Source organism: Kocuria rhizophila DC2201, assembly GCF_000010285.1.
In the GTDB taxonomy this organism is placed as follows: Bacteria; Actinomycetota; Actinomycetes; order Actinomycetales; family Micrococcaceae; genus Kocuria; species Kocuria rhizophila_A.
The window spans coordinates 1,159,578-1,179,699 of the sequence record NC_010617.1; the positions used below are offsets into that span (position 1 = coordinate 1,159,578).

The following is a 20,122-nucleotide window of genomic DNA, read 5'->3' on the forward strand; positions in this document are numbered from 1 at the left end:
CCGCTCCGCCCGTGCCGCGGCCACGGGAAGCCCACGGCGGCCCCCGCACCGGGGGCCGCCGTTCGGTGCGCGCGGGCCCGCGCCCGCTTGCTAACCTGGGACACTGAATTCATCCGTTGTCAGACGAAAGCAGCGACCACCCCGTGTTCAATTCACTGTCCGACCGGCTCACAGCGACCTTCAAGAACCTGCGCGGCAAGGGCAGGCTCTCGGAGGCGGACGTCGACGCCACCGTGCGGGAGATCCGCCGTGCCCTGCTCGAGGCGGACGTGGCCGTTCCCGTGGTGCGGGAGTTCACCGCGATCGTCAAGGAGCGCGCGCTGGGCGCGGAGGTCTCCGAGGCGCTGAACCCCGGCCAGCAGGTCGTGAAGATCGTCAACGAGGAGCTGCAGAACGTCCTCGGCGGTGAGACCCGGCGGATCAACCTGGCCAAGACCGGACCCACCGTGATCATGCTCGCGGGTCTGCAGGGTGCCGGCAAGACCACCCTGGCGGGCAAGCTGGGCAAGTGGCTCACGGACCAGGGCCACAAGCCCGTGCTGGTGGCCTCCGACCTGCAGCGCCCCAACGCCGTGACCCAGCTCAAGGTGGTGGGCGAGCGCGCGGGCGTGTCCGTGTTCGCGCCGGAGCCCGGTGCCACCTCGGAGTCCGACGACCCCACGGGGGACCCCGTCAAGGTCGCCCGGGACGGTGTGGACTTCGCGCGCTCCAAGCTCTACGACGTGGTGATCGTGGACACCGCCGGACGCCTGGGCATCGACCAGGCCCTGATGAACCAGGCCCGGGACATCCGCGACGCCGTGGACCCGGACGAGGTCCTGTTCGTGATCGACGCGATGATCGGCCAGGACGCCGTGAACACCGCCAAGGCCTTCGACGAGGGCGTGGACTTCACGGGCGTGGTGCTCTCCAAGCTCGACGGCGACGCCCGCGGCGGTGCGGCCCTGTCCGTGCGCGCGGTGACCGGCAAGCCCATCATGTTCGCCTCAACGGGCGAGGGCGTCAGCGACTTCGAGCAGTTCCACCCGGACCGCATGGCCTCCCGCATCCTGGACATGGGTGACGTCCTCACGCTCATCGAGCAGGCCGAGCGGCAGTGGGACAAGACCGAGGCCGAGCGGATGGCCAAGAAGTTCACCGACCAGGAGGACTTCACGTTCGAGGACTTCCTGGCGCAGATGCAGCAGCTGCGCAAGATGGGCTCGATGAAGAAGATGCTCGCCATGATGCCCGGCGCCGCCGGCATGCGGGAGCAGCTGGAGAACTTCGACGAGCGCGAGATCGACCGCGTGGAGGCCATCGTGCGCTCCATGACCCCGCACGAGCGTGTGGCCCCCAAGATCATCAACGGCTCCCGCCGCGCTCGCATCGCCCGCGGCTCCGGCGTCACGGTCTCCGAGGTCAACCAGCTCATGGAGCGCTTCGCGCAGGCCCAGAAGATGATGAAGCGCCTGGCCTCTGGGCAGGGCGTCCCGGGCATGCCCGGGGGGATCCCCGGCATGGGCCGCGGCGGCGCCGCCAAGAAGGGCAAGGCCAAGAAGAAGGGCTCGCGATCGGGCAACCCCGCCAAGCGCGCCCAGGAGCAGGCGGCCCTGGCGTCCGGGCAGAAGCCCGCCGCGAAGGGCAGCGCGTTCGGCGCCCAGGGCAAGGACCTGGATGCCGAGTCGCTCAACCTGCCCAAGGGCTTCGAGAAGTTCCTCGGAAAGTAGGCATCCATGGGTTCGTACCTCCCCGACGACGAGCTGCGCGAGTTCATCGCCACGCTGCCCACCCGGCGGCTGGCCTCGGCCGCGGTCATCCGTGACGAGAACGGGCGGGTGCTCGCGGTGGAACCCAACTACAAGGACGGCTGGACCCTGCCCGGCGGCACGGTGGAGGCGGGGGAGGACCCCCGCACCGGGTGCTTCCGGGAGGTGGTCGAAGAGGTCGGCCTCCACCTCCCCGAGGGCCGTCTGATCGCGGTGACCCACGGCGTGTCCATGGGCATGTGGGGGGACTCCGTCTCGTTCCTCTACGACGGCGGCCGCGTGCCCTCGGACACCCCCATCACCGTCCAGGAGGAGGAGCTGCTGTCCTACCGCTGGGTGGCTCCCGAGGACCTGGAAACCGTGATGAGCCCGGGCATGGCCGCCCACCTGCGGGCCGCCATCGAGGCCCTCGAGTCCGGGACCGTGGTGGAGCGCGTGATGGACGGGGGCTCCCGCTCATGACCGAGCGGCCCGCCCCCCGCACCGTGGTGCTGGTGCGCGCGGACGCACCGCGACTGCCGTTCGTGGCCTCCGCGCTCGGGACCCCGCTCACCGCGGTTTCCCGGGACGGGTGGTCCGCGGTCGTGCTGCCGCCCGGCATCGACGCCGCTGCGGTGGCCGCCGCCGGGGACCCCTCGCGGATCGCGGTGGAGGTCTTCTCCGACGGCGCGCAGCGTCGGCTGCGCGTCCACCCGCCCGTCACGGCCCTCGACGCGCACCGGGACTGGGGCTCCCAGCTCGCCGAGCTGACCCGGGGCACCACCATCACGTGGTCCGGCGACGAGCCCGAGACCACCGGTGCAGTGGACCCCGACGCCACGGATCCCGGGGCGACGGACCTCAGGGTGGCTGCACGGTCGGTTGCCTCCATCGCGTCCCTGTGCGACCTGGATCCCGCGGCCACGGCCCGGCTCGAGAACTACGCGCGCACGCCCAGCTCCGCGCTGCTGCTGGAGTCCGTGCTGCAGCTGCTGGGCCTGCCCGTGATCGCGGCGAAGATCGTGGAGGGTCAGCGCGAGCTCGACGAGGTCACCGGTGTGGCCGTGTACGAGCCGCGCCGCGCGGGGCTGTCCCTGCTGGATTCCGCGAGCGTGGAACCGAGCGGTGCGGACGTGCTCTCCCGCATCCAGCGCGCCTACGTGCGCCGCCCCGCGCTGCTGCTCGCCCTGGGTGGGGTCGAGCTGGCGCTCGGCACCGGACTCGCGGCGCTGGCCGCGCGCGGTGGACGCGGCTCGAGGGCCCTCGGCTCGGCATCGGCCCTGATGTTCTCCGACGCCGCCCTGCAGACCGCCCTGTGGGCATCGGTGCGCGGGCGCAAGAAGCGCTGACCCACCCCGCGGCGACGGCTCACGGTCCGGTCGGTGCGGTTTGACACCTGTGGCACAATGGACGGGTACTCGAACCGTGCGGACCCTCTCACCGCGCGTGTCTTCGTGTCCACAGGACACCCACGTGCTGCCCGCCCCACGGGCCGGCGTGTGCGGTGACCGATTCCATTCGAAACAGGAGTAACCACACAAGTGGCAGTCAAGATTCGTCTCAAGCGTATGGGCAAGATCCGCGATCCCCGCTACCGCGTGGTGGTCGTCGACTCCCGCAAGAAGCGCGACGGTCGCGTGATCGAGGAGGTCGGCGTGTACCAGCCGACCGAGAACCCCTCGTACATCAACCTGGTGTCCGATCGCGTGCAGTACTGGCTCGGTGTGGGCGCGCAGCCTTCCGAGGCCGTGCTCGCTCTCATGAAGATCACCGGCGACTGGCAGAAGTTCAAGGGCCTGCCGGGTGCCGAGGGCACGCTGAGGCAGCCCGAGGGCAAGACCCCGTTCGTGGCCCCGGACAACGGCTCCGTGATCATCCCCGAGGCCATCACCCCCAAGGCCGAGAAGGCCGAGGAGGCACCCGCCGAGGACGCCGCTCCCGCAGAGGACGACGCCGAGAAGGCCGAGTGAGCATGCTCGCCGAAGCTCTCGAGCACCTGGTCCGCGGCATCGTGGACAACCCCGAGGACGTCTCCGTGCGCTCGCGCGAGAACCGTCGCGGGGAGACGCTCGAAGTGCGCGTGCACCCGGATGACCTGGGTCGCGTGATCGGACGCTCGGGACGCACGGCCAAGGCCCTGCGCACCGTCGTCTCGGCACTGGCTTCCGGCGAGAGCGTCCGCGTGGACGTGGTCGACACCGACCGCCGCCGCTGAGCGGACGCGGCACCCCTCACGGCCCCCGTTCTCCCTTCGCAGGAGAACGGGGGCCGCGTGCATACCGGCAGCGGTCCCCGGTCACGGACCGCGCAGCAGTCAGCAGGACGTCCCTCGAGGAGAAGACATGAGCGTTCGGGTCGCCCGGATCGGGAAGCCGCACGGTGTGCGGGGTGAAGTGACCGTGGAGCTGTTCACGGACGATCCGCAGGCGCGCTTCGCGCCGGGCTCGGTGCTCAGCATCCAGCACGCGCGGGGCGGTCGGCGGGGCCAGGGGTCCGCGGCGGACGCTCGCGAGCCGCTCGCCGTGCAGAGCCTCACCGTCACGGGCCACCGGTGGAACAAGGACGTCCTCGTGGCGCGCTTCGAGGAGATCTCGGACCGCAACGCCGCCGAGGCCGCCCGCGGTCTCGAACTCTTCGCGGAGGTCGCGGACCTCCCGCTCGAGGACGACGAGTGGCACCAGGATGACCTCCTGGGCCTCGTGGCCGTGGACCTCACCCGCGGCGAGGCCCGGATCGGCACCGTCAAGGCGCTCATCCAGGGCAGCGCGCAGGACCTGCTGGAGATCACCCCGCAGGGCGGCGGGCGCACGGTGCTGGTCCCGTTCGTCGAGGAGATCGTCCCGGAGGTGGACCTGGACCGCGGTCTCGTGCTCGTGAGCCCGCCCCCCGGACTGCTCGAGCTCGGCGAGGGCGAGTGAGCATGCGCATCGACGTCCTGAGCATCTTCCCCGAGTACCTCGAGCCCCTGAAGCTCTCCCTGATCGGCAAGGCCGTCACGGACGGCCTGCTGCAGCTGCAGGTCACCGATCCGCGCGAGTTCGCCACGGACCGCCACCGCACGGTGGACGACACTCCCTATGGTGGCGGCGCGGGCATGGTCATGAAGCCCGAGCCGTGGGCGCGGGCACTGGAGTCGGTGCTCCGGGCGGGTTCGGACACCACCGCCCGCTCGGGCAGCACGGCGGCCACGTCCGCCTCCGCACAGCAGGCCACCCGCCTCGGCCCCGACGACGACGCCGCGCAGCCGGGGGATGCGGGCCAGGGCACCGCCGCCCCGGACTACGCGCGGACCGGTGGGACCCCGGGAGCCGGCCGTGCGGCGTCGTCGCGGCCCGTGCTGGTGGTCCCGTCCCCGGCGGGGGAGGTGTTCACCCAGGAGGTGGCCTACGAGCTGGCCGAGGAGGAGCACCTCGTGTTCGCGTGCGGGCGCTACGAGGGCATCGACGAGCGCTTCATCGAGTGGGCGCGGGACGAGGTGCGCGTGCGCCCCCTGAGCCTGGGGGACTACGTGCTCAACGGGGGAGAGGTCGCGGTGCTGGCGATGGTCGAGGCTGTGACCCGGCTGGTCCCCGGGGTGATCGGCAACCCGGAGTCCCTGGACGAGGAGTCGCACACGGGCGGGCTGCTGGAGTACCCGGTGTACACCAAGCCCGCGCAGTGGCGCGAGCGCACGGTGCCGGACACGCTGCTGTCCGGGCACCACGGGCGGATCGCGCGCTGGCGGCGGGACCAGCAGCTCGAGCGCACCGCGCGGCGTCGCCCGGACATGGTCCTCGCCCTGGACCCCGCCACCCTGGACCGCGCCGACCTCGCCGTGCTGGCCGCGGAGGGCTTCACCCTGCGCGACGGGCAGTGGCAGCGGTGCTCACCCGCGCCGTCGGAACAGGCTCCGGAGGGCGCACGCGATATGGCATAATGGGCGGCTGTGTGTGCGTCGGGCACGCCCCTGCCGCAGGGGGGAGAGCGACCAACGGCGCACCACCCGGGACGGCCACTTCACGTCCTGTCCCGGAACCTGGAGCGTTGCCACCCCGCGGGGCGGCGCGCGAACCACACGTGAGAGACCTGCGGCGATCACGAGGAGTCACATCATGAACATTCTTGATCAGCTTGATGCCAAGTCCCTGCGCGACGACGTCCCCGACTTCCGTCCCGGCGACACCCTGAACGTGCACGTGAACATCGTGGAGGGCAACCGCTCCCGTGTCCAGGTGTTCAAGGGCTTCGTCATGGGCCGTCAGGGCTCCGGCGTGCGCGAGACCTTCACGGTCCGCAAGGTCAGCTTCGGTGTGGGCGTGGAGCGCACCTTCCCGGTGCACTCCCCGATCATCGACAAGATCGAGCTCGTGAGCCGCGGCGACGTCCGCCGCGCCAAGCTGTACTACATGCGCGACCGTCACGGCAAGGCTGCTCGCATCCGCGAGAAGCGCGAGTCGAGCGCCTCGAGCAAGTAGGACTCAACCGGGTGCCGCAGCACACGGAACACGCGGAGGGCCCGGCAGCTGCCGGGTCCTCTGCCGTGAGCAGGCCCGTTTCCGCGCGCCGCTGGTGGCTGCGCGTGGTGGCCGCGGCACTCGTCACGGCCCTCGTGGTGGCCGCCCTCGTGCGCGGCTTTGTGCTGGACGTCTACTGGGTGGGCTCGGGGTCCATGGAGCCCACGCTCGAGGGCGGGGACCGGGTGCTCGTGGACAAGCTCAGCTCGGGGCAGGACGCCCGGCGCGGTGACCTCGTGGTCTTCGACGGCCGCGGCTCCCTGGACCCCCTGCACTCCTCCGACCCCTGGCACCGCCAGGCCGTGGACACCCTCGGGCAGTGGCTCGGGCTGCGCGGCTCGGACACCGTGTACGTCAAACGCGTGATGGCCGTGGCCGGCGACACCGTGGCGTGCTGCAGCCCGGACGGGCTGCTCACTGTCAACGGCCAGCCCCAGCACGAGGACTACGTCTACCCTGGGGATGCGCCGTCGGACATCCCGTTCACGGTGCACGTGCCCCCGGGGCGCGTGTGGCTCATGGGCGACCACCGCAGCGTGTCCGTGGACTCCCGCTCCCTGCTGGGCGCCCCCGGCGGGGGACTGATCCGCGCCGAGCGCATCGTCGGCACCGCCGAGCGCGTGGTGTGGCCGCTGGACCGGGCACGCCCGCTCGAGCACTGAGCCCACCGGGCGCCCACGACCGCGGGCCCGACCTCCCCGGTCACGGACCGGGAGAACCGACAGAAGGAATGCGCAGTGGCTGAGCAGCAGGATCCAGGCATCGCCGGCACCCCCGACCCCGCGGGGTCCGCACGCTCCGAGGGCTCCCGCGCCGCGCGGCGTCGCGGTCGTGGGGTGGGCTCCGAGCCCGGCTCCGCGTGGGGTGCCGTCAAGGAGGTGCTCATCGTCGCCGTGCTGGCGGTGGTGATCGCGTTCGTGGCCAAGACGTTCCTCGTGCGCGGCTACTACATCCCGTCCGGCTCCATGGAGCAGACCCTGGAGCTGGACGACCGCATCTTCGTCAACGTGCTGGGTGCGCGCACCGGGCACGTGGACCGTGGTGACATCGTGGTCTTCGACGACACCCAGGGCTGGCTGCCCGAGGCCCCGGCCGCGCGCACGAACCCGGTGCGCCAGGGCATGGAGTTCGTGGGCCTGCTCCCGGACAGCAGCCAGCAGGCGCTGGTCAAGCGCGTGATCGGCGTGGGCGGGGATCACGTGACGTGCTGCGACGCGTCCGGGAAGGTTTCCGTGAACGGCAAGGCCCTCGACGAGCCCTACCTCTACCCCGGAGCCGCGCCGTCCGACTTCCCCTTCGACGTCACCGTGCCCGAGGGCAAGGTGTTCGTGCTGGGCGACCACCGCAACGCGTCCGCGGACTCGCGGTTCCACATCGAGACGAACACGCAGTTCGTGAGCGAGGAGGACATCGTGGGCACGGCCTTCGTGATCGCATGGCCGCTGGACCGCTTCCAGTTCCTGCACAACCCCGAGGAGACGTTCGAGGACGTCCCCGCGCCCGGCAGCCGGTGAGCCCCGCGCGTCCGCGGCCCGGACTGGACCTCGAGACCGAGCTGGCCAGCTCGGGTGCCCGGTTCGTCGCCGGAATGGACGAGGTGGGTCGCGGCGCCCTCGCGGGACCCGCCAGCGTGGGCCTCGTGGTCCTCGATGTCCCCCGCCTGCTCGCCGGTTCCGGGCACGACGCCGCCGCCCCGGACCCCGCGCCGGTTTCCGTGCCGGCGTGGGACGGGGTGCGTGACTCCAAGGCGCTCAGCGCTGCGCGGCGTGCCGTCCTGGCGCCACGGGTGGCCACCTGGGCCGCGGGCACTGCGGTGGGCCACGCGCAGCCGCACGAGATCGACGCCCTGGGCATCACTGCGGCCCTGCGGCTGGCGGGGCTGCGGGCGCTGGCCGCCGTGACCTCCGGTGGAACCCCGGTCGATGCACTCATCCTCGACGGGTCCCACAACTGGCTGGAGGCCCCCGCCGTGCTCGGCCAGGAGGAGGACCCTGTGGCGCTGCCGCCGGTCGTGCGGACCCTCGTGAAGGCGGACGCCCGGTGCGTGAGTGTGGCCGCGGCGTCGATCGTGGCGAAGGTCGAGCGCGACGCGATCATGGTCGAGCTCGGGCAGGAGCACCCCGCCTACGAGTGGGGAGCCAACAAAGGCTACGGCAGTGCGGCCCACCGGGCGGCGCTCGTCACGCACGGCACCACGCGGCACCACCGGCGCAGCTGGAACCTGGGCGTCTCGTAACGGTCCCGGGGATGCACCGGCACTGCTCCGGCAGCGCTCCGGCGCCTTTCTGGCGCGGTTCTGGCCCCGTTCTGGCCTCATTCTGGCACCGCTTCGACGTCGCTCTGGCGCGGCTCGGCGAGGGGAGGCACCGGCGATCGTCCGGAACCCGGCGCACCGGGGATCGTCCGGAACCCGGCGGAGCGGGGATCGTCCGGATAGGGACGGCCCGGAGACGCGGGAGGGCGGCATTCGGGCGATCTCGACGGGGCGGCGGGGCACGCCATCCGTCCTCCACACTCCCGGCCCAGAGCTGCACCACCGGCGGGGGGCCGCCACCGTGGAGCCATGACCGCTTTTACTGCCTCCACCGACTCCCGCTCCTCGGCGGTTCCGACCCCCGACGCACCCACCGCTCTGGACGTCGGGCGGGCGGGGGAGGACCTCATCGCCGACCTGCTCGCCCGCTCGGGATGGTCCGTTAGGGACCGCAACTGGAGACCTGCCCCGGGGCCGGGGCGCCCGCGCGGTGAGCTCGACATCGTGGCCGAGCGCGGCGGCGTCGTGACCGTGTTCGAGGTCAAGACCCGCTCTGGCGCCGACTTCGGCCACCCGTGCGAGGCCGTGGGGGCCGAGAAGCTGCGCCGGCTGCACGTGCTGGCCCGCGCGTGGGCCAGGGAGCACCGGGATCCGCGTGTCCCCACGGTGGACGTGGTGGCCGTCCACTGGCCCCGCGACGCCTCCCCGCGGGTCGAGCACGTGGGGTCCATCGGCTGGCTGTGAGCCCACCCGGGTGCGCGGCGCGCCCGCCCCGGGGCCAACGTGCTCCGGCGGGGGAGTGACCGCCCTGTCCGGGCCCGTCCCGGCGGTGCTCCGGGCGCCGTCACTCCGGCCGTGATGTTTCAGGTCGTGGACGAAGCATTAGGCAGTTCACTGTGTCTCGTGCCACCGTACTGTTCCAGCAGAGTGTGTCCGGCGGTGGACGGGGGATCGGATGAGGGCGGGGACGTGGTGGCGCGCGACGCTGCCCTCCGCCGCTGTCCCGGTCCTGGCGGTCGCGCTTCTCACCTCCTGTGCCCAGCCCGGTCCGTTGCCGGGCACGGACCCCACCGTCACCACATCCGAGGTGGCCGCGGACGGGGACCTGCACCCCGGTGTCTTCCGTACCGGCCTGCCCAACGGGGCCACGGCGAAAATCACCGTGCCCGCGGTCCTTCCGCCGGGCCACGAGCTCGAGCGGCTGCGCCGGGAGGCCGGGGTGACCCGCGCCACGTACGCGAGCGTGGAGATCGACAACACCCGAGGATCCTCACCGGTGACCGTGAGCCGCCTGGTCCTCACCGCCCGCGACGGCGGGACTTACCGGCTCGAGAACGTCGCGCGTGCCGTGCGGGCCTGGAGGCCCCGTACCTCCGATGGCGAGGACCGCGCACCCGACGGGACGCTGCTCTCCGCGCAGACCGCCGAAAACCTCCGCTTGCGCATCCAGCGCGCCGAGCACGACGCTGAGGGCGACGTGGCCGCGGGGGCCCGCGGTCGCGCGCTGCTCATGGGTGACCTCGCCGCGGTGTCCGACCACTTCACGAGCCTCGAACTGGTCCCGGTGATCGGGGACCGGGAGGTCGCGCCCGTCCGGGTGCGGGCCGGGCACGCGAGCGGCGACCCCACCGACGACCGGGCAGACGGCCGGACGACGTGGGGCAACGACCTCTCCCCTGACCCCGGAGGACGCGGCACGGGCGGCGACGACTCCGGTGACCCGGACACGGCAGGTCGGAAGCCCTCGTCGGGGCCCTCACCGGGGGAACCGGTGGTGCCCGCTCCGGTCGAGCCTGATCCCGTGCCGCCCGGGCCCGTGCTGCCCGGGCCTGTGGTGCCCGGCCCGGTCCTTCCGGATCCGGTGGTTCCCGGGCCGGTGGTTCCCGATCCCGGCGGGCCCGGCCCCGTAGTGCCGGACCCGGTGGTTCCGACCCCGGGGCCCGAGGACCCCGTGGTGCCCGGCGCAGGGGCGTCTCAGCCGAGCACCCCCGATCCGGGAACCCCGGTTCCCGGCACCCCCGCGTCTCCGCTGGCGCCGAGCGGCCCTGAGCCCCGCAGCGCTCCGGCCCGCGCGGTCCCGGATGCCGCCGTGGTGCTCCGGACACCCACGATCCCTCGGCCGCCCGGGTCTCCGGACGTGGTGAGCGGGCCTGAGCTCTCGGACCTCGAGCTGACGTCACCCTCAGATGCCGGGCGCACCTCAGGGGATGATCCCCGGTCGGCACGCTGGGCGTCCTGCTCGCCCGTTGCCGATCCCGAGTCCAGCACGGTGCCTGCCGCCTGACGTTGGGAAACACCCTCACCCGTCGCCGACCGGGGGCCGACGCCATCGCCTGCGCGCGTTCCGGGGACGTGGCTCGTCCTCGACCCGGGGCAATGTCTGCGGCTGGGTCCGGCGCGGGGCCTGACAACGGGCCGGGCGCCGCCCCTGGGTCGGACTCGGTGCCGTGGTCGGCGGCCCCGCACCACGCGAGGCTGTCTGCGCCACCCCACACCGGGCTCGGCGGGCGGGCCCGCGGCGAGCGGCCTGCACAGTGCCCCCGGGCCATAGCAGGGAGAAGGCCCCGGGAGACAGTCTGGGGGCATGACTTCTTCCTTCCGCGCCACGCCCGCCGCCCTCTCGGAGGGCACCCCGTGAACGGCTTCGCCCGCTCCCGCAGTGTGGCCCTGGTGGGCCTCGAGGGCCACGTGGTGGACGTGGAGGCGGACATCGGGCAGTCCCTGCCAGGCTTCACGATCATCGGGCTGCCGGACCAGGCGGTCAACGAGTCCAAGGAGCGCATCCGCTCCGCCGCGCGCCACGCGGGGGTTCCGCTGTCACCCCGCAAGATCACCGTGAACCTCTCGCCCGCCACGCTGCCGAAACGGGGGTCCCACTTCGATGCCGCAGTGGTGATGGCCGTGCTCGCGGCACAGGGGGTCGTGCGCGTGCCCCTGGACACGGTGTTCTTCGCGGAGCTCGGGCTGGACGGCTCCCTGCGTCCCGTGCGGGGTGTCCTGCCCGCCGTTCTCGCGGCGGTGCGCGCGGGCTTCCCCCGGGTGGTCGTGGCCGAGGGGAACCGGGCCGAGGCAGAGCTGGTCTCCGGGGCCTCGGTGTCGTCCGCGGGCCACCTGGCACAGCTGCTCGTGGACTTCGGTGCGGACCCCGAGATCCTGTCCCGGGCGACGTCGCCCGCGTCCTGCGCGGAGCCCCCTGCGGAGGCGACCGGGAGCACGGGCACCGCGGAGACCCCGGTTCGTGACCTGCGGGACGTCGTCGGGCAGGTGGAGGGTCGGCAAGCTCTGGAGATCGCGGCGGCGGGCGGTCACCACCTGCTCATGGTGGGACCGCCCGGGGCGGGCAAGACCATGCTCGCGGAACGGCTTCCGGGGATCCTGCCGGACCTGCCGGACGAGGACTCGCTCGAGGTCACCTCGGTGCACTCGCTGCGCGGTGACGGCCCGTGCTCGCAGCTGCTGCGGCGACCGCCGTTCCAGGCACCGCACCACAGTGTGACCATGCCCGCGCTGTGCGGTGGGGGCAGCGGCATGCCGAGACCCGGCGCCATCTCCCTGGCGCACCGGGGAGTGCTGTTCCTGGACGAGGCCCCCGAGTTCGAGCGCCGTGTCCTGGATGCGCTGCGCCAACCCCTGGAATCGGGCACGGTCACGATTGCCAGGGCGCAGTCCGTCGCCCACTATCCCGCCCGCTTCCAGCTGGTGCTGGCCGCGAATCCGTGCGCGTGCGGCAACGCCGGCGGCACGGGCCAGGCGTGCACGTGCAGCGCGGTGCAGCGCCGGCGCTACTTCACCAAGCTCTCGGGCCCCCTGCTGGACCGGGTGGACCTGCAGCTGCGCGTGCCCGCCGTCACCTACCAAGAGCTCAGCGCGGTCTCGGGGCAGCCCCCGGAGGGCAGCGCCACCGTGGCCCGCCGGGTCGCCGAGGCCAGGGCGGCACAGCAGGAACGGCTGGGGCCACTGGGCTGCCGCCTGAACTCGTCCGTTCCCGGGGCCCTCCTGCACCGCACGCTGTCCCCGGGGATGCGCGCGGTGCAGCCGCTGCGTGCCGCCATGGACCGTCGGACCCTCACCGCCAGGGGTTTCGTGAAGGTGCTTCGCGTGGCGTGGACGCTCGCGGACCTCGCCGGAGCCACGGCTCCGAGTCCCGAGCACGTGCAACTGGCCCTCTACTTCAAGACCACGGTGACGTCATGACCCCCTCGCACTCCGCGCCGGACCGCCACGAGTTCACGGACCCTCCCGTGTCCTGCCCGCGCAGCGCCCCGCATCGGGGGCGCACGCCGCACCGGGAGACGGTCCGGGACGTCCGCGGGTGCCGCATGGCTCTCGCGCGGCTCATCGAGCCCAGCGACACGGCCGGTCTGCTCCTGCTGCACGCGCTGGGACCCGAGGTCCTGTGGCGCAGCATCTGCGAACTCGAGCACCCCACACCGGCACTGCGCTCCGTCCTGGCCACGGCCGCGCAGGACCAGCTTCCCGGCAGCAGGGTTCCTGATTTGGGCGCGCGGTTCGCCGCATGGCGTGGGCGGCTGCCGGTTCCCGAAGCCGGGGTGGAGGAGCGTCACACCGCGCAGCTCGGGGCCTGGACCGTGATCCCCGAGGACCCGGACTGGCCCGCCCAGCTCACGGACCTCGGTCTGCAGCAGCCCATCCTGCTGTGGGGCCGGGGAGACCGCTCCCTGCTGGGGTGCCTGCGTGGCAGCGTGGCCGTGGTGGGCTCCCGCAGTGCCAGCGCGTACGGGGGCGCTGTGACCCGGGAAATCGCCCGTGGTCTCGTGGCGGCGGACCGCTGCGTGGTCTCCGGCGGGGCCTTCGGGATCGACGCCGTGGCGCACTCCGCCGCGCTCGAGACCGGTCCAGCATCCGGGGCCACCGTGGCGGTCCTGGCCTGCGGCGTGGACCGTGCCTATCCCGCGGCGAACGCCGAGCTGCTCGAACGGATCCGGCAGCGGGGCCTGGTGCTGAGCGAGGTGCCCCTCGGATGTGCGCCCACCAGGTACCGCTTCCTGCAGCGCAACCGGCTCATCGCCGCCCTGACGTGCGCCACGGTGGTCACGGAGGCCGCATGGCGTTCCGGGGCGCTCAACACCGCACGGCACGCGGCCGGTCTTTCCCGCGACGTCGCCGCCGTGCCCGGGGACGTGATCGTGGGTGGCTCCGCCGGGTGCCACCGGTTGATCCGGGAGGACCACGCCGTGCTCGTGAGCAACGGCGCGGAGGTGCTGGAGCTGGTGGAGCCCCTGGGCAACGACGCCGCCGAGGATTTCGCGCGCGAGGCTCGGCTCGGGCACCGCCGCCCGGAGGACACGTTGGACCCGGTGCTGCTGCGCCTGTTCGACGCGCTGCCCCTGCACCGGGACGCCGACCCGTCCCACCTCTGCGCGGTCTCCGGCCTGAGCCCAGCGGAAGTGCTCTCCGGACTCGTCACCCTGCGGGACGCCGGGCTGGCCACGGATTCGCTGCTGGGATGGCGGCGGGTAGGCTCACACCATGGACGAGCCGGGGCAGATCAGCGCTGAACGCAACGTCCCCCACGGGACCACGACGTGGCAACCCCTGGACTCCGGAACCGGCGCGCCGCACCCCACGGAACCGGCCCCGTCCGCAGAGCGACCCGCAGGACCTGCACGCACTGCACAGCACGCCGCGCAACACCGTCCCCCGGCACGAACCTCCGAGGACACCGGTTCCTCAACCCCGCCCGTCGGGCCACTTGCCCCGTACCTCCCCGAGTTCCGCGCCCACCTCAGCCTCGAACGCTCGCGCAGCGAGAACACCGTGCGCTCCTACACCTCCGACGTCGCGGACCTCTCCCGGTGGATGCTCGAGCACGGCATCGACGGCGCGGACCTGCTGGACCGTGACGCCCTGCGCGGATGGCTGGCCCAGCGCCACCAGCGCGGGCTCGCCCGCAGCTCCGTGTCCCGGGGGATCGCCGCCGTGCACACCTTCTTCCGCTGGGCCGTGGACACGCAGGGGCTGCGCCACGATCCCGCCGCGGGGCTGCGGGGGCCCCGACCCGCCCGGCACCTGCCCGACGTCGTCGGCGCCACCGCGCTCGCCGAGATGCTGGACGCACTCGGGGACGTCGCCCTGGGCCCGCACGAGGAGGAGAGCGACGCTGCGCTCGCGGCCCGGGACTGGGCGCTGCTGGAGCTGCTCTACGCCACGGGGGCCCGCATCAGCGAACTCGTGGGTCTCGATCGCGCCCACGTGGACCGCGCCCAGCACGTCCTCACGATCACCGGCAAGGGGGACAAGCAGCGCCGGGTGCCCTACGGAGAACGTGCCGGGGACGCCCTGGCCGTGTGGGAGCACCGTCGCCCGGCCCTGGCCACCGAGCGGGCCGGGGACGCCGTGTTCGTCGGGGCGCGCGGGGGGCGGATCGACCCCCGGGTGGCCCGCCGCGTGGTGGCCGACGCGCTCAACGATGTCCCCGACACCTCCGCACGAGGTCCGCACAGTTTGCGCCACAGCGCGGCCACCCACCTCCTGGACGGGGGAGCGGACCTGCGCACCGTGCAGGAGCTGCTGGGCCACGCCACCGTGGCCACCACCCAGATCTACACGCACGTGTCCGTGGAACGGATCAAGCGTGCGTACTCCCAGGCCCATCCCCGCGCTTGACATTCAGCGCGGACGTGATCTCCGGGTTGACCCTCGGAGACCCCTGCTGGACAATGAGACCGACCGCACGTCCTCACGGCCTCGAATCCATGCCGGGCGCACGGTCCAGCACTGCCATCAACTTCATACGGGCGCCAGGAGAACAAGCACTGGGCCTCCGAGCAGGACGTTGGGGAAGACGTACCTACACGACGGAGGAACAGGCTATGTCTTCACCCACCACGCGCGGTGTGCTGTACGTGCACTCCGCGCCCCAGGCGCTCTGCCCCCACATCCAGTGGGCCCTGGAATCCGTGTCGCACCGGCGGACGGATCTGCAGTGGACCCCGCAGAACGCCGAGCCCGGTTGCGTGCGGACGGAGCTGGAGTGGTCCGGGCGGGCCGGTACCGGTGCACTGCTGGCGTCGGCGCTGCGCACGCTGGGCCGCGTGCGCTTCGAGGTCACCGAGAATGCGAGCCATGGCAGTGACGGCTCTCGCTGGTCCTTCACCCCCGACCTCGGGATCTTCCACGCCACCACGGACGTGGCCGGCAACATCTGCGTGAGCGAGGACCGCATCCGCTACGCGTTCGAGGCCGCCGGGGGCGACCCCTCCGCCGTGGTCAGTGAGCTCTCGCTCGCCCTGGGTGAGGCGTGGGACGAGGAGCTCGAACCGTTCCGTCACGCTGCTGAGGGAGCTCCCGTCCGCTGGCTGCACCGCGTCGGCTGACGCTCTGCCGCGCGGGTAGGCCCGCGAGCACTCTGGTGCACGGTCCGTCGCCGAGCACGAGGGGAGCACTCGGGCCGCGGTCGACTTCCCGTTCCGCCCCTCTCCGTCACTCCGAGCAGACCCCGCGGGCTCGCCCTCCTGAGCCGACCCTGCACCGTTCGTGTGGCCAGACCCCCACTCCGTCCAGGGGCGCGACCGGCGCGGCGTCGTGGGTCTGCTGTCGGTGCTGAGATCCGGAGGCACCCCGCCGCGACGCCGCCATGGGCGGTGTCCGTGAGCAACGTCAGGACAGCAGAACCCCGGTGCTCTCTGAGGAGAGCACCGGGGTTCGGTCGTCCACGGGCTGCGGCTCGGGGCAAATACTCAGGCCGGGGCCGTGGGCCCCGCGAGATCGGCTCCCGGGCCGCCACGCCTCACACGGAGCGGAACGCGGCCACGGAGTTGTGCCCGCCGAAGCCGAACGAGTTGGAGATGGCCACCATGTCCCCTGAGGGCAGTTCGCGGGCGGTCGTCACCACGTCCAGGTCGATGCGCGGATCCTGGTTCTCCAGGTTGATGGTGCAGGGCGCGGTGCGCTCGGTGAGGGCCAGCACGGCCAGCACACCCTCCACTGCTCCGGAACCGCCCAGCAGGTGCCCGGTCATGGACTTGGTCGCGGAGACGGCCATTTCGTCCACGGCGTCCCCGAACGCAGCGCGCAGGGCACCGGCCTCGGGGACGTCGCCCACCGGGGTGGACGTGGCGTGGGCGTTGACGTGCTTGATGTCGGCGGGGGCGATGTCCCCGGACTCCATGGCCTCGCGCAGCGCGCGGGCCGGGCCGCCGTCCTCGCCCGTGGCGGGCGCGGTGATGTGGTGGGCATCCGCGCTGAGACCGGCACCGGCCAGCTCGGCGTAGATGCGGGCACCGCGGGCCCTGGCATGCTCCTCGGACTCGAGGATCACGGCACCGGCACCCTCACCCATCACGAAGCCGTCCCGGTCCACGTCGAAGGGTCGGGAGGCGCGCTCGGGCTCGTCGTTGCGGCGCGAGAGCGCCTGCATGGAGTTGAACGCCGCGATCGTCATGGGGTGGACGGCGCTCTCGGCGCCACCGACGATCACCACGTCCGCCTTGCCGGAGCGGATCAGGTGCAAGCCCTGGTAGAAGGCCTCGGTGCCGGACGCGCACGCGGACACGGGGGTGATGGCGCACGCGCGGGCCTTGAACTCCATGCTGACGGAGGAGGCGTTGCCGTTGGGCATGAGCATGGGAACGGTCATCGGCTTGACACGCCGCGGACCCTTCTCCAGGAGGGTGTCCCACGCGTCGAGCAGGGTCCAGACCCCGCCGATGCCGGTGCCGAAGGCCACTCCCAGGCGGGTGGGGTCCACCTCGTCGCTGGTGTCGGCGTCCGTGCCGGAGAACCCGGCGTCGGTCCACGCCTCGCGCGCGGCCGCGACGGAGAGCTGCCCCGAGGGGTCCAGCCGCTTGGCTTGCACCCGGGACACGACGTCCTCGGACGGCTTGGGGGACAGTGCGCCGATGCGCACGGGCAGGTCGTACTTCTCCACCCAGTCCTGTTCGAGGGCGTGAACGCCCGAGACGCCCGCGAGGGCGCTCTTCCAGGTCTCCTGGACGTTCTCACCGATGGGCGTGATGGCGCCCAGTCCGGTGACCACTACTTTGCGGGACATGTTCTGCACTTCCTCGTGTCCGAAATCGCAGGTGTTCCAGGAGCTGCTGCTAACCAGCCACCTGGTGTGGCGACGGTGGCGTGCCCCCGGTCAGGGGCCCGCCACCGTGCGCCGGGGCATCAGGCCTGGGCGTTGTCGATGAAGTTGACGGCGTCCTCGACGGTCTTCAGGTTCTTGACCTCTTCGTCGGGGATGGTCACGTCGAACTTCTCCTCCGCGTTGACCACGATGGTCATCATGGAGATGGAGTCGATGTCCAGGTCCTCGGTGAAGGACTTCTCGAGCTGCACGGCTTCGGTCTCGAGGCCGGTCTCTTCGTTCACGATTTCTGCCAGGCCGGCCAGGATCTCGTCTTTGCTCGCCATGTCGGCTTCCTTTCGTTGAGGTCGCGCAGTGCAACCGTACTGGTGACCGCGGGGTTTCGGGAGAACCCCCGCGCGGGCCGCCCGATCGCTCGGGCCGGTCCTTGGACAAGAGGTGTGCGGTCTAACCCTACGACACCCGGAGGGGAGGATCAGGGCAGCAGGACCACCTGGGCGCCGTACACCAGACCGGCTCCGAAGCCGATCTGCAGGGAGGGCTTCCCGGAGAGCTCCGGGTGCTCCGCGAGCAGCCGGTGGGTGGCCAGGGGGATGGACGCGGCGGAGGTGTTGCCGGCCTCGGCGATGTCGCGCGCGATGATCACGGACTCGGGCAGCTTGAGCACCTTGGCCATCTGGTCGATGATGCGCATGTTCGCCTGGTGCGGAACGAAGGCCGCGAGGTCCTCCGGGGCCAGCCCGGCGGCGTCGAGCGCTTCCTGGGCCACCCGGGCACCCTCCCAGGACGCCCAGCGGAAGACGGTCTGGCCGTCCTGGCGCAGCGTGGGCCACAGGGTGGCGTCCGGGTCCATCTCACCGGTCTCCGGGTCCACGAGGTCCTTGGCGAAGGTGCGCTGACCGCCGCGCTCGACCGTGCGGATGTCGGTGAGCGGGTGCGTCATGCGGATGGCGTCCCACTTGGAGCCGTCCGAGCCCCATACGGAGGGACCGATGCCGGGGACCTCGGACGGGCCGATCACCACGGCGCCGGCGCCGTCGCCGAGCAGGAAGGAGATGGAGCGCTCGTGGTTGTCGATGACGTCCGAGAGCTTCTCCACACCGATCACGAGCACGTTGGTGGAGTCCCCGGAGCGCACGAGCGAGTCCGCCTGGGCCACCCCGTAGCAGTACCCGGCGCACGCGGCGGAGATGTCGTAGGCCGCCGCCGGGGTGGCCCCCAGACGGTCGGCCAGGTTGGCCGCGAGGGAGGGAGTGAGATACGGGAAGGACACCGTGGAGACGATGATGGTGCTCAGCTGCTCCCCGGTCAGTCCGGAGTTCTCCAGCGCCTCCCGGGCCGCGTGCTCCGCCATGTCCAGCACGGAGACGTCCTCGGGGGCGCGGTGGCGGGTGTGGATGCCGGTGCGCTTGACGATCCACTCGTCCGAGGACTCGATCCACTGGCAGACGTCGTCGTTGGTGACGATCTCGGACGGTCGGTACGCGCCGATGCCCAGGATGCGGGTGTGGGCGTGGGGAATGTTCTGTTTGATGGTCGCCACGGGAGGCCGACTCCTAACCTGGTGCAGATCTCAGCGAGTGGTGCGGGTGGATCACACCCTTCTCAGGCCAGCGTACTCCGCACGCTCTCGAGGTCCTCGGGGGTGTTCACGGCCTGGGCCGGCACGCCCTTGAGCCCGCGCTTGGCCAGACCCACCAGGGTGCCTGCCGGCGGCAGCTCCACGATCCGGGACACGCCCAGCTCCGCCATGGTGTCCATGCACGCGTCCCAGCGCACCGGGCGGCACACCTGCTCCACGAGGGAGTCCAGGAAAGCGCGGCCGTCCTCGACCCGGGTGCCGCGGTGGTTGCTGAGCAGGGTGTGGGCGGGGTCCTGCACGCTCAGCTCGGGCACGAGCTCCCGCAGCGGCTCGAGTGCCGGGGCCATGTGCTCCGTGTGGAACGCTCCGGCCACCTTCAGGCGCACCACTTTGGCACGTGCCGGGGGGTTCGCGGCGAGGGCGTCGAGCTGCTCGACCGTTCCCGCGGCCACCACCTGACCGCCGCCGTTGGCGTTCGCGACTGTGGCACCCACCGCGGCAATTGACTCGGCCACCCCGTCCGGGGTGCCGCCCAGCACGGCAGCCATGCCCGTGGGGGTTGCCGCCGCGGCCTCGGCCATCGCCGTGGCGCGCACGCGCACGAAGCGCATGGCGTCCGCCTCGCTGAGCACACCGGCCAGCGCCGCCGCCGTGATCTCACCCACGGAGTGGCCCGCGAGCACAACGTCGTCGCGGCCCTCGAGCTGCGGCGCGAGCATGCGGCCGGCCAGCAGTCCGGCGGCCACGATGAGCGGCTGGGCCACGGCAGTGTCCTTGATGGTCTCCTCGTCGGCCTCGGTGCCGTAGTGGGCGAGGTCCAGACCGGCGGCGTCGGAGAGCCGCGCGAGGTGCTCCGTGGCGCCCGGGGCGGACAGCCACTCGCTGAGGAATCCTGGTTTCTGTGACCCCTGACCGGGGCAGACGACTGCAATCACCCGTTCATTCCACCAAGGAGCGGGGCTCGTGGGGGCTGGCCGGGCGCACGAAGCCGAGGGAGGGGATTTGTGGCTTTTC

21 protein-coding genes are annotated in these 20,122 nt (G+C 72.3%); 17 read left to right on the forward strand and 4 right to left on the reverse strand.

The genetic code is table 11. The features are described from left to right. The first annotated feature begins 143 nt into the window (after positions 1 to 143). The 17 genes from ffh to KRH_RS05225 all read left to right on the forward strand — a co-directional run bounded on the left by ffh (position 144) and on the right by KRH_RS05225 (position 15,811). Complete coding sequence (gene ffh / locus KRH_RS05145) at positions 144 to 1,709, forward strand: signal recognition particle protein (RefSeq protein WP_012398127.1); 1,566 nt, start codon at positions 144 to 146, stop codon at positions 1,707 to 1,709. Positions 1,710 to 1,715: 6 nt separating this feature from the next. Continuing rightward, complete coding sequence (locus tag KRH_RS05150; protein WP_012398128.1) at positions 1,716 to 2,210, forward strand: NUDIX domain-containing protein; 495 nt, start codon at positions 1,716 to 1,718, stop codon at positions 2,208 to 2,210. Continuing rightward, positions 2,207 to 3,076 (forward strand): hypothetical protein, encoded by an 870-nt coding sequence (locus tag KRH_RS05155; RefSeq protein WP_012398129.1) that lies wholly within the window; start codon positions 2,207 to 2,209, stop codon positions 3,074 to 3,076. The genes KRH_RS05150 and KRH_RS05155 overlap by 4 nt, the downstream gene beginning before the upstream one ends. Before the next feature lie 192 nt (positions 3,077 to 3,268). After that, positions 3,269 to 3,697 carry a 30S ribosomal protein S16 gene (rpsP, locus tag KRH_RS05160; RefSeq protein WP_012398130.1) on the forward strand — a complete coding sequence of 143 codons (429 nt, stop codon included), beginning with the start codon at positions 3,269 to 3,271 and terminating at the stop codon, positions 3,695 to 3,697. Positions 3,698 to 3,699: 2 nt separating this feature from the next. Continuing rightward, a complete protein-coding gene (locus KRH_RS05165) occupies positions 3,700 to 3,942 on the forward strand; it encodes an RNA-binding protein (RefSeq protein ID WP_041297340.1) in 243 nt (80 codons plus the stop codon). A gap of 127 nt (positions 3,943 to 4,069) precedes the next feature. Then, positions 4,070 to 4,645 (forward strand): ribosome maturation factor RimM, encoded by a 576-nt coding sequence (gene rimM / locus KRH_RS05170; RefSeq protein WP_012398132.1) that lies wholly within the window; start codon positions 4,070 to 4,072, stop codon positions 4,643 to 4,645. A 2-nt stretch (positions 4,646 to 4,647) separates the two neighbouring features. Continuing rightward, on the forward strand, positions 4,648 to 5,643 hold the full coding sequence (gene trmD / locus KRH_RS05175) for a tRNA (guanosine(37)-N1)-methyltransferase TrmD (RefSeq protein ID WP_012398133.1): 996 nt from the start codon (positions 4,648 to 4,650) through the stop codon (positions 5,641 to 5,643). A 175-nt stretch (positions 5,644 to 5,818) separates the two neighbouring features. Further along, positions 5,819 to 6,181, forward strand: coding sequence for a 50S ribosomal protein L19 (gene rplS, locus KRH_RS05180; protein WP_012398134.1), 363 nt, complete (start codon positions 5,819 to 5,821; stop codon positions 6,179 to 6,181). Positions 6,182 to 6,246: 65 nt separating this feature from the next. Next, positions 6,247 to 6,882 (forward strand): signal peptidase I, encoded by a 636-nt coding sequence (gene lepB / locus KRH_RS05185; RefSeq protein WP_226905890.1) that lies wholly within the window; start codon positions 6,247 to 6,249, stop codon positions 6,880 to 6,882. 75 nt (positions 6,883 to 6,957) lie between these two features. Further along, positions 6,958 to 7,734 (forward strand): signal peptidase I, encoded by a 777-nt coding sequence (lepB, locus tag KRH_RS05190; protein WP_012398136.1) that lies wholly within the window; start codon positions 6,958 to 6,960, stop codon positions 7,732 to 7,734. Next, on the forward strand, positions 7,731 to 8,456 hold the full coding sequence (locus KRH_RS05195; protein ID WP_041297341.1) for a ribonuclease HII: 726 nt from the start codon (positions 7,731 to 7,733) through the stop codon (positions 8,454 to 8,456). Before lepB (KRH_RS05190) ends, KRH_RS05195 begins: the two co-directional genes overlap by 4 nt. A 327-nt stretch (positions 8,457 to 8,783) precedes the next feature. Continuing rightward, entirely contained in the window at positions 8,784 to 9,218 is a 435-nt protein-coding gene (locus KRH_RS05200) for a YraN family protein (RefSeq protein WP_012398138.1), read from the forward strand. Positions 9,219 to 9,525: 307 nt separating this feature from the next. Continuing rightward, on the forward strand, positions 9,526 to 10,758 hold the full coding sequence (locus KRH_RS11755) for a hypothetical protein (RefSeq protein ID WP_148202430.1): 1,233 nt from the start codon (positions 9,526 to 9,528) through the stop codon (positions 10,756 to 10,758). 350 nt (positions 10,759 to 11,108) lie between these two features. After that, entirely contained in the window at positions 11,109 to 12,668 is a 1,560-nt protein-coding gene (locus KRH_RS05210) for a YifB family Mg chelatase-like AAA ATPase (protein WP_012398140.1), read from the forward strand. After that, positions 12,665 to 13,993 carry a DNA-processing protein DprA gene (locus tag KRH_RS05215; protein ID WP_012398141.1) on the forward strand — a complete coding sequence of 443 codons (1,329 nt, stop codon included), beginning with the start codon at positions 12,665 to 12,667 and terminating at the stop codon, positions 13,991 to 13,993. Before KRH_RS05210 ends, KRH_RS05215 begins: the two co-directional genes overlap by 4 nt. Before the next feature lie 259 nt (positions 13,994 to 14,252). Next, positions 14,253 to 15,101, forward strand: coding sequence for a tyrosine recombinase XerC (locus KRH_RS12780; RefSeq protein ID WP_319016449.1), 849 nt, complete (start codon positions 14,253 to 14,255; stop codon positions 15,099 to 15,101). 206 nt (positions 15,102 to 15,307) lie between these two features. After that, a complete protein-coding gene (locus KRH_RS05225; protein WP_012398143.1) occupies positions 15,308 to 15,811 on the forward strand; it encodes a DUF3145 domain-containing protein in 504 nt (167 codons plus the stop codon). A 413-nt stretch (positions 15,812 to 16,224) separates the two neighbouring features. On the opposite strand, the gene KRH_RS05230 is transcribed toward KRH_RS05225, so the two are convergent. The 4 genes from KRH_RS05230 to KRH_RS05245 form a co-directional block, all read right to left on the reverse strand. Further along, positions 16,225 to 17,487, reverse strand: coding sequence for a beta-ketoacyl-[acyl-carrier-protein] synthase family protein (locus KRH_RS05230; protein ID WP_041297342.1), 1,263 nt, complete (start codon positions 17,485 to 17,487; stop codon positions 16,225 to 16,227). 119 nt (positions 17,488 to 17,606) lie between these two features. Continuing rightward, on the reverse strand, positions 17,607 to 17,852 hold the full coding sequence (locus KRH_RS05235; RefSeq protein WP_012398145.1) for an acyl carrier protein: 246 nt from the start codon (positions 17,850 to 17,852) through the stop codon (positions 17,607 to 17,609). Positions 17,853 to 18,001: 149 nt separating this feature from the next. Next, complete coding sequence (locus tag KRH_RS05240) at positions 18,002 to 19,069, reverse strand: beta-ketoacyl-ACP synthase III (protein WP_012398146.1); 1,068 nt, start codon at positions 19,067 to 19,069, stop codon at positions 18,002 to 18,004. A 62-nt stretch (positions 19,070 to 19,131) separates the two neighbouring features. Beyond that, positions 19,132 to 20,043 (reverse strand): ACP S-malonyltransferase, encoded by a 912-nt coding sequence (locus KRH_RS05245; RefSeq protein WP_012398147.1) that lies wholly within the window; start codon positions 20,041 to 20,043, stop codon positions 19,132 to 19,134. Positions 20,044 to 20,122 lie beyond the last annotated feature (79 nt).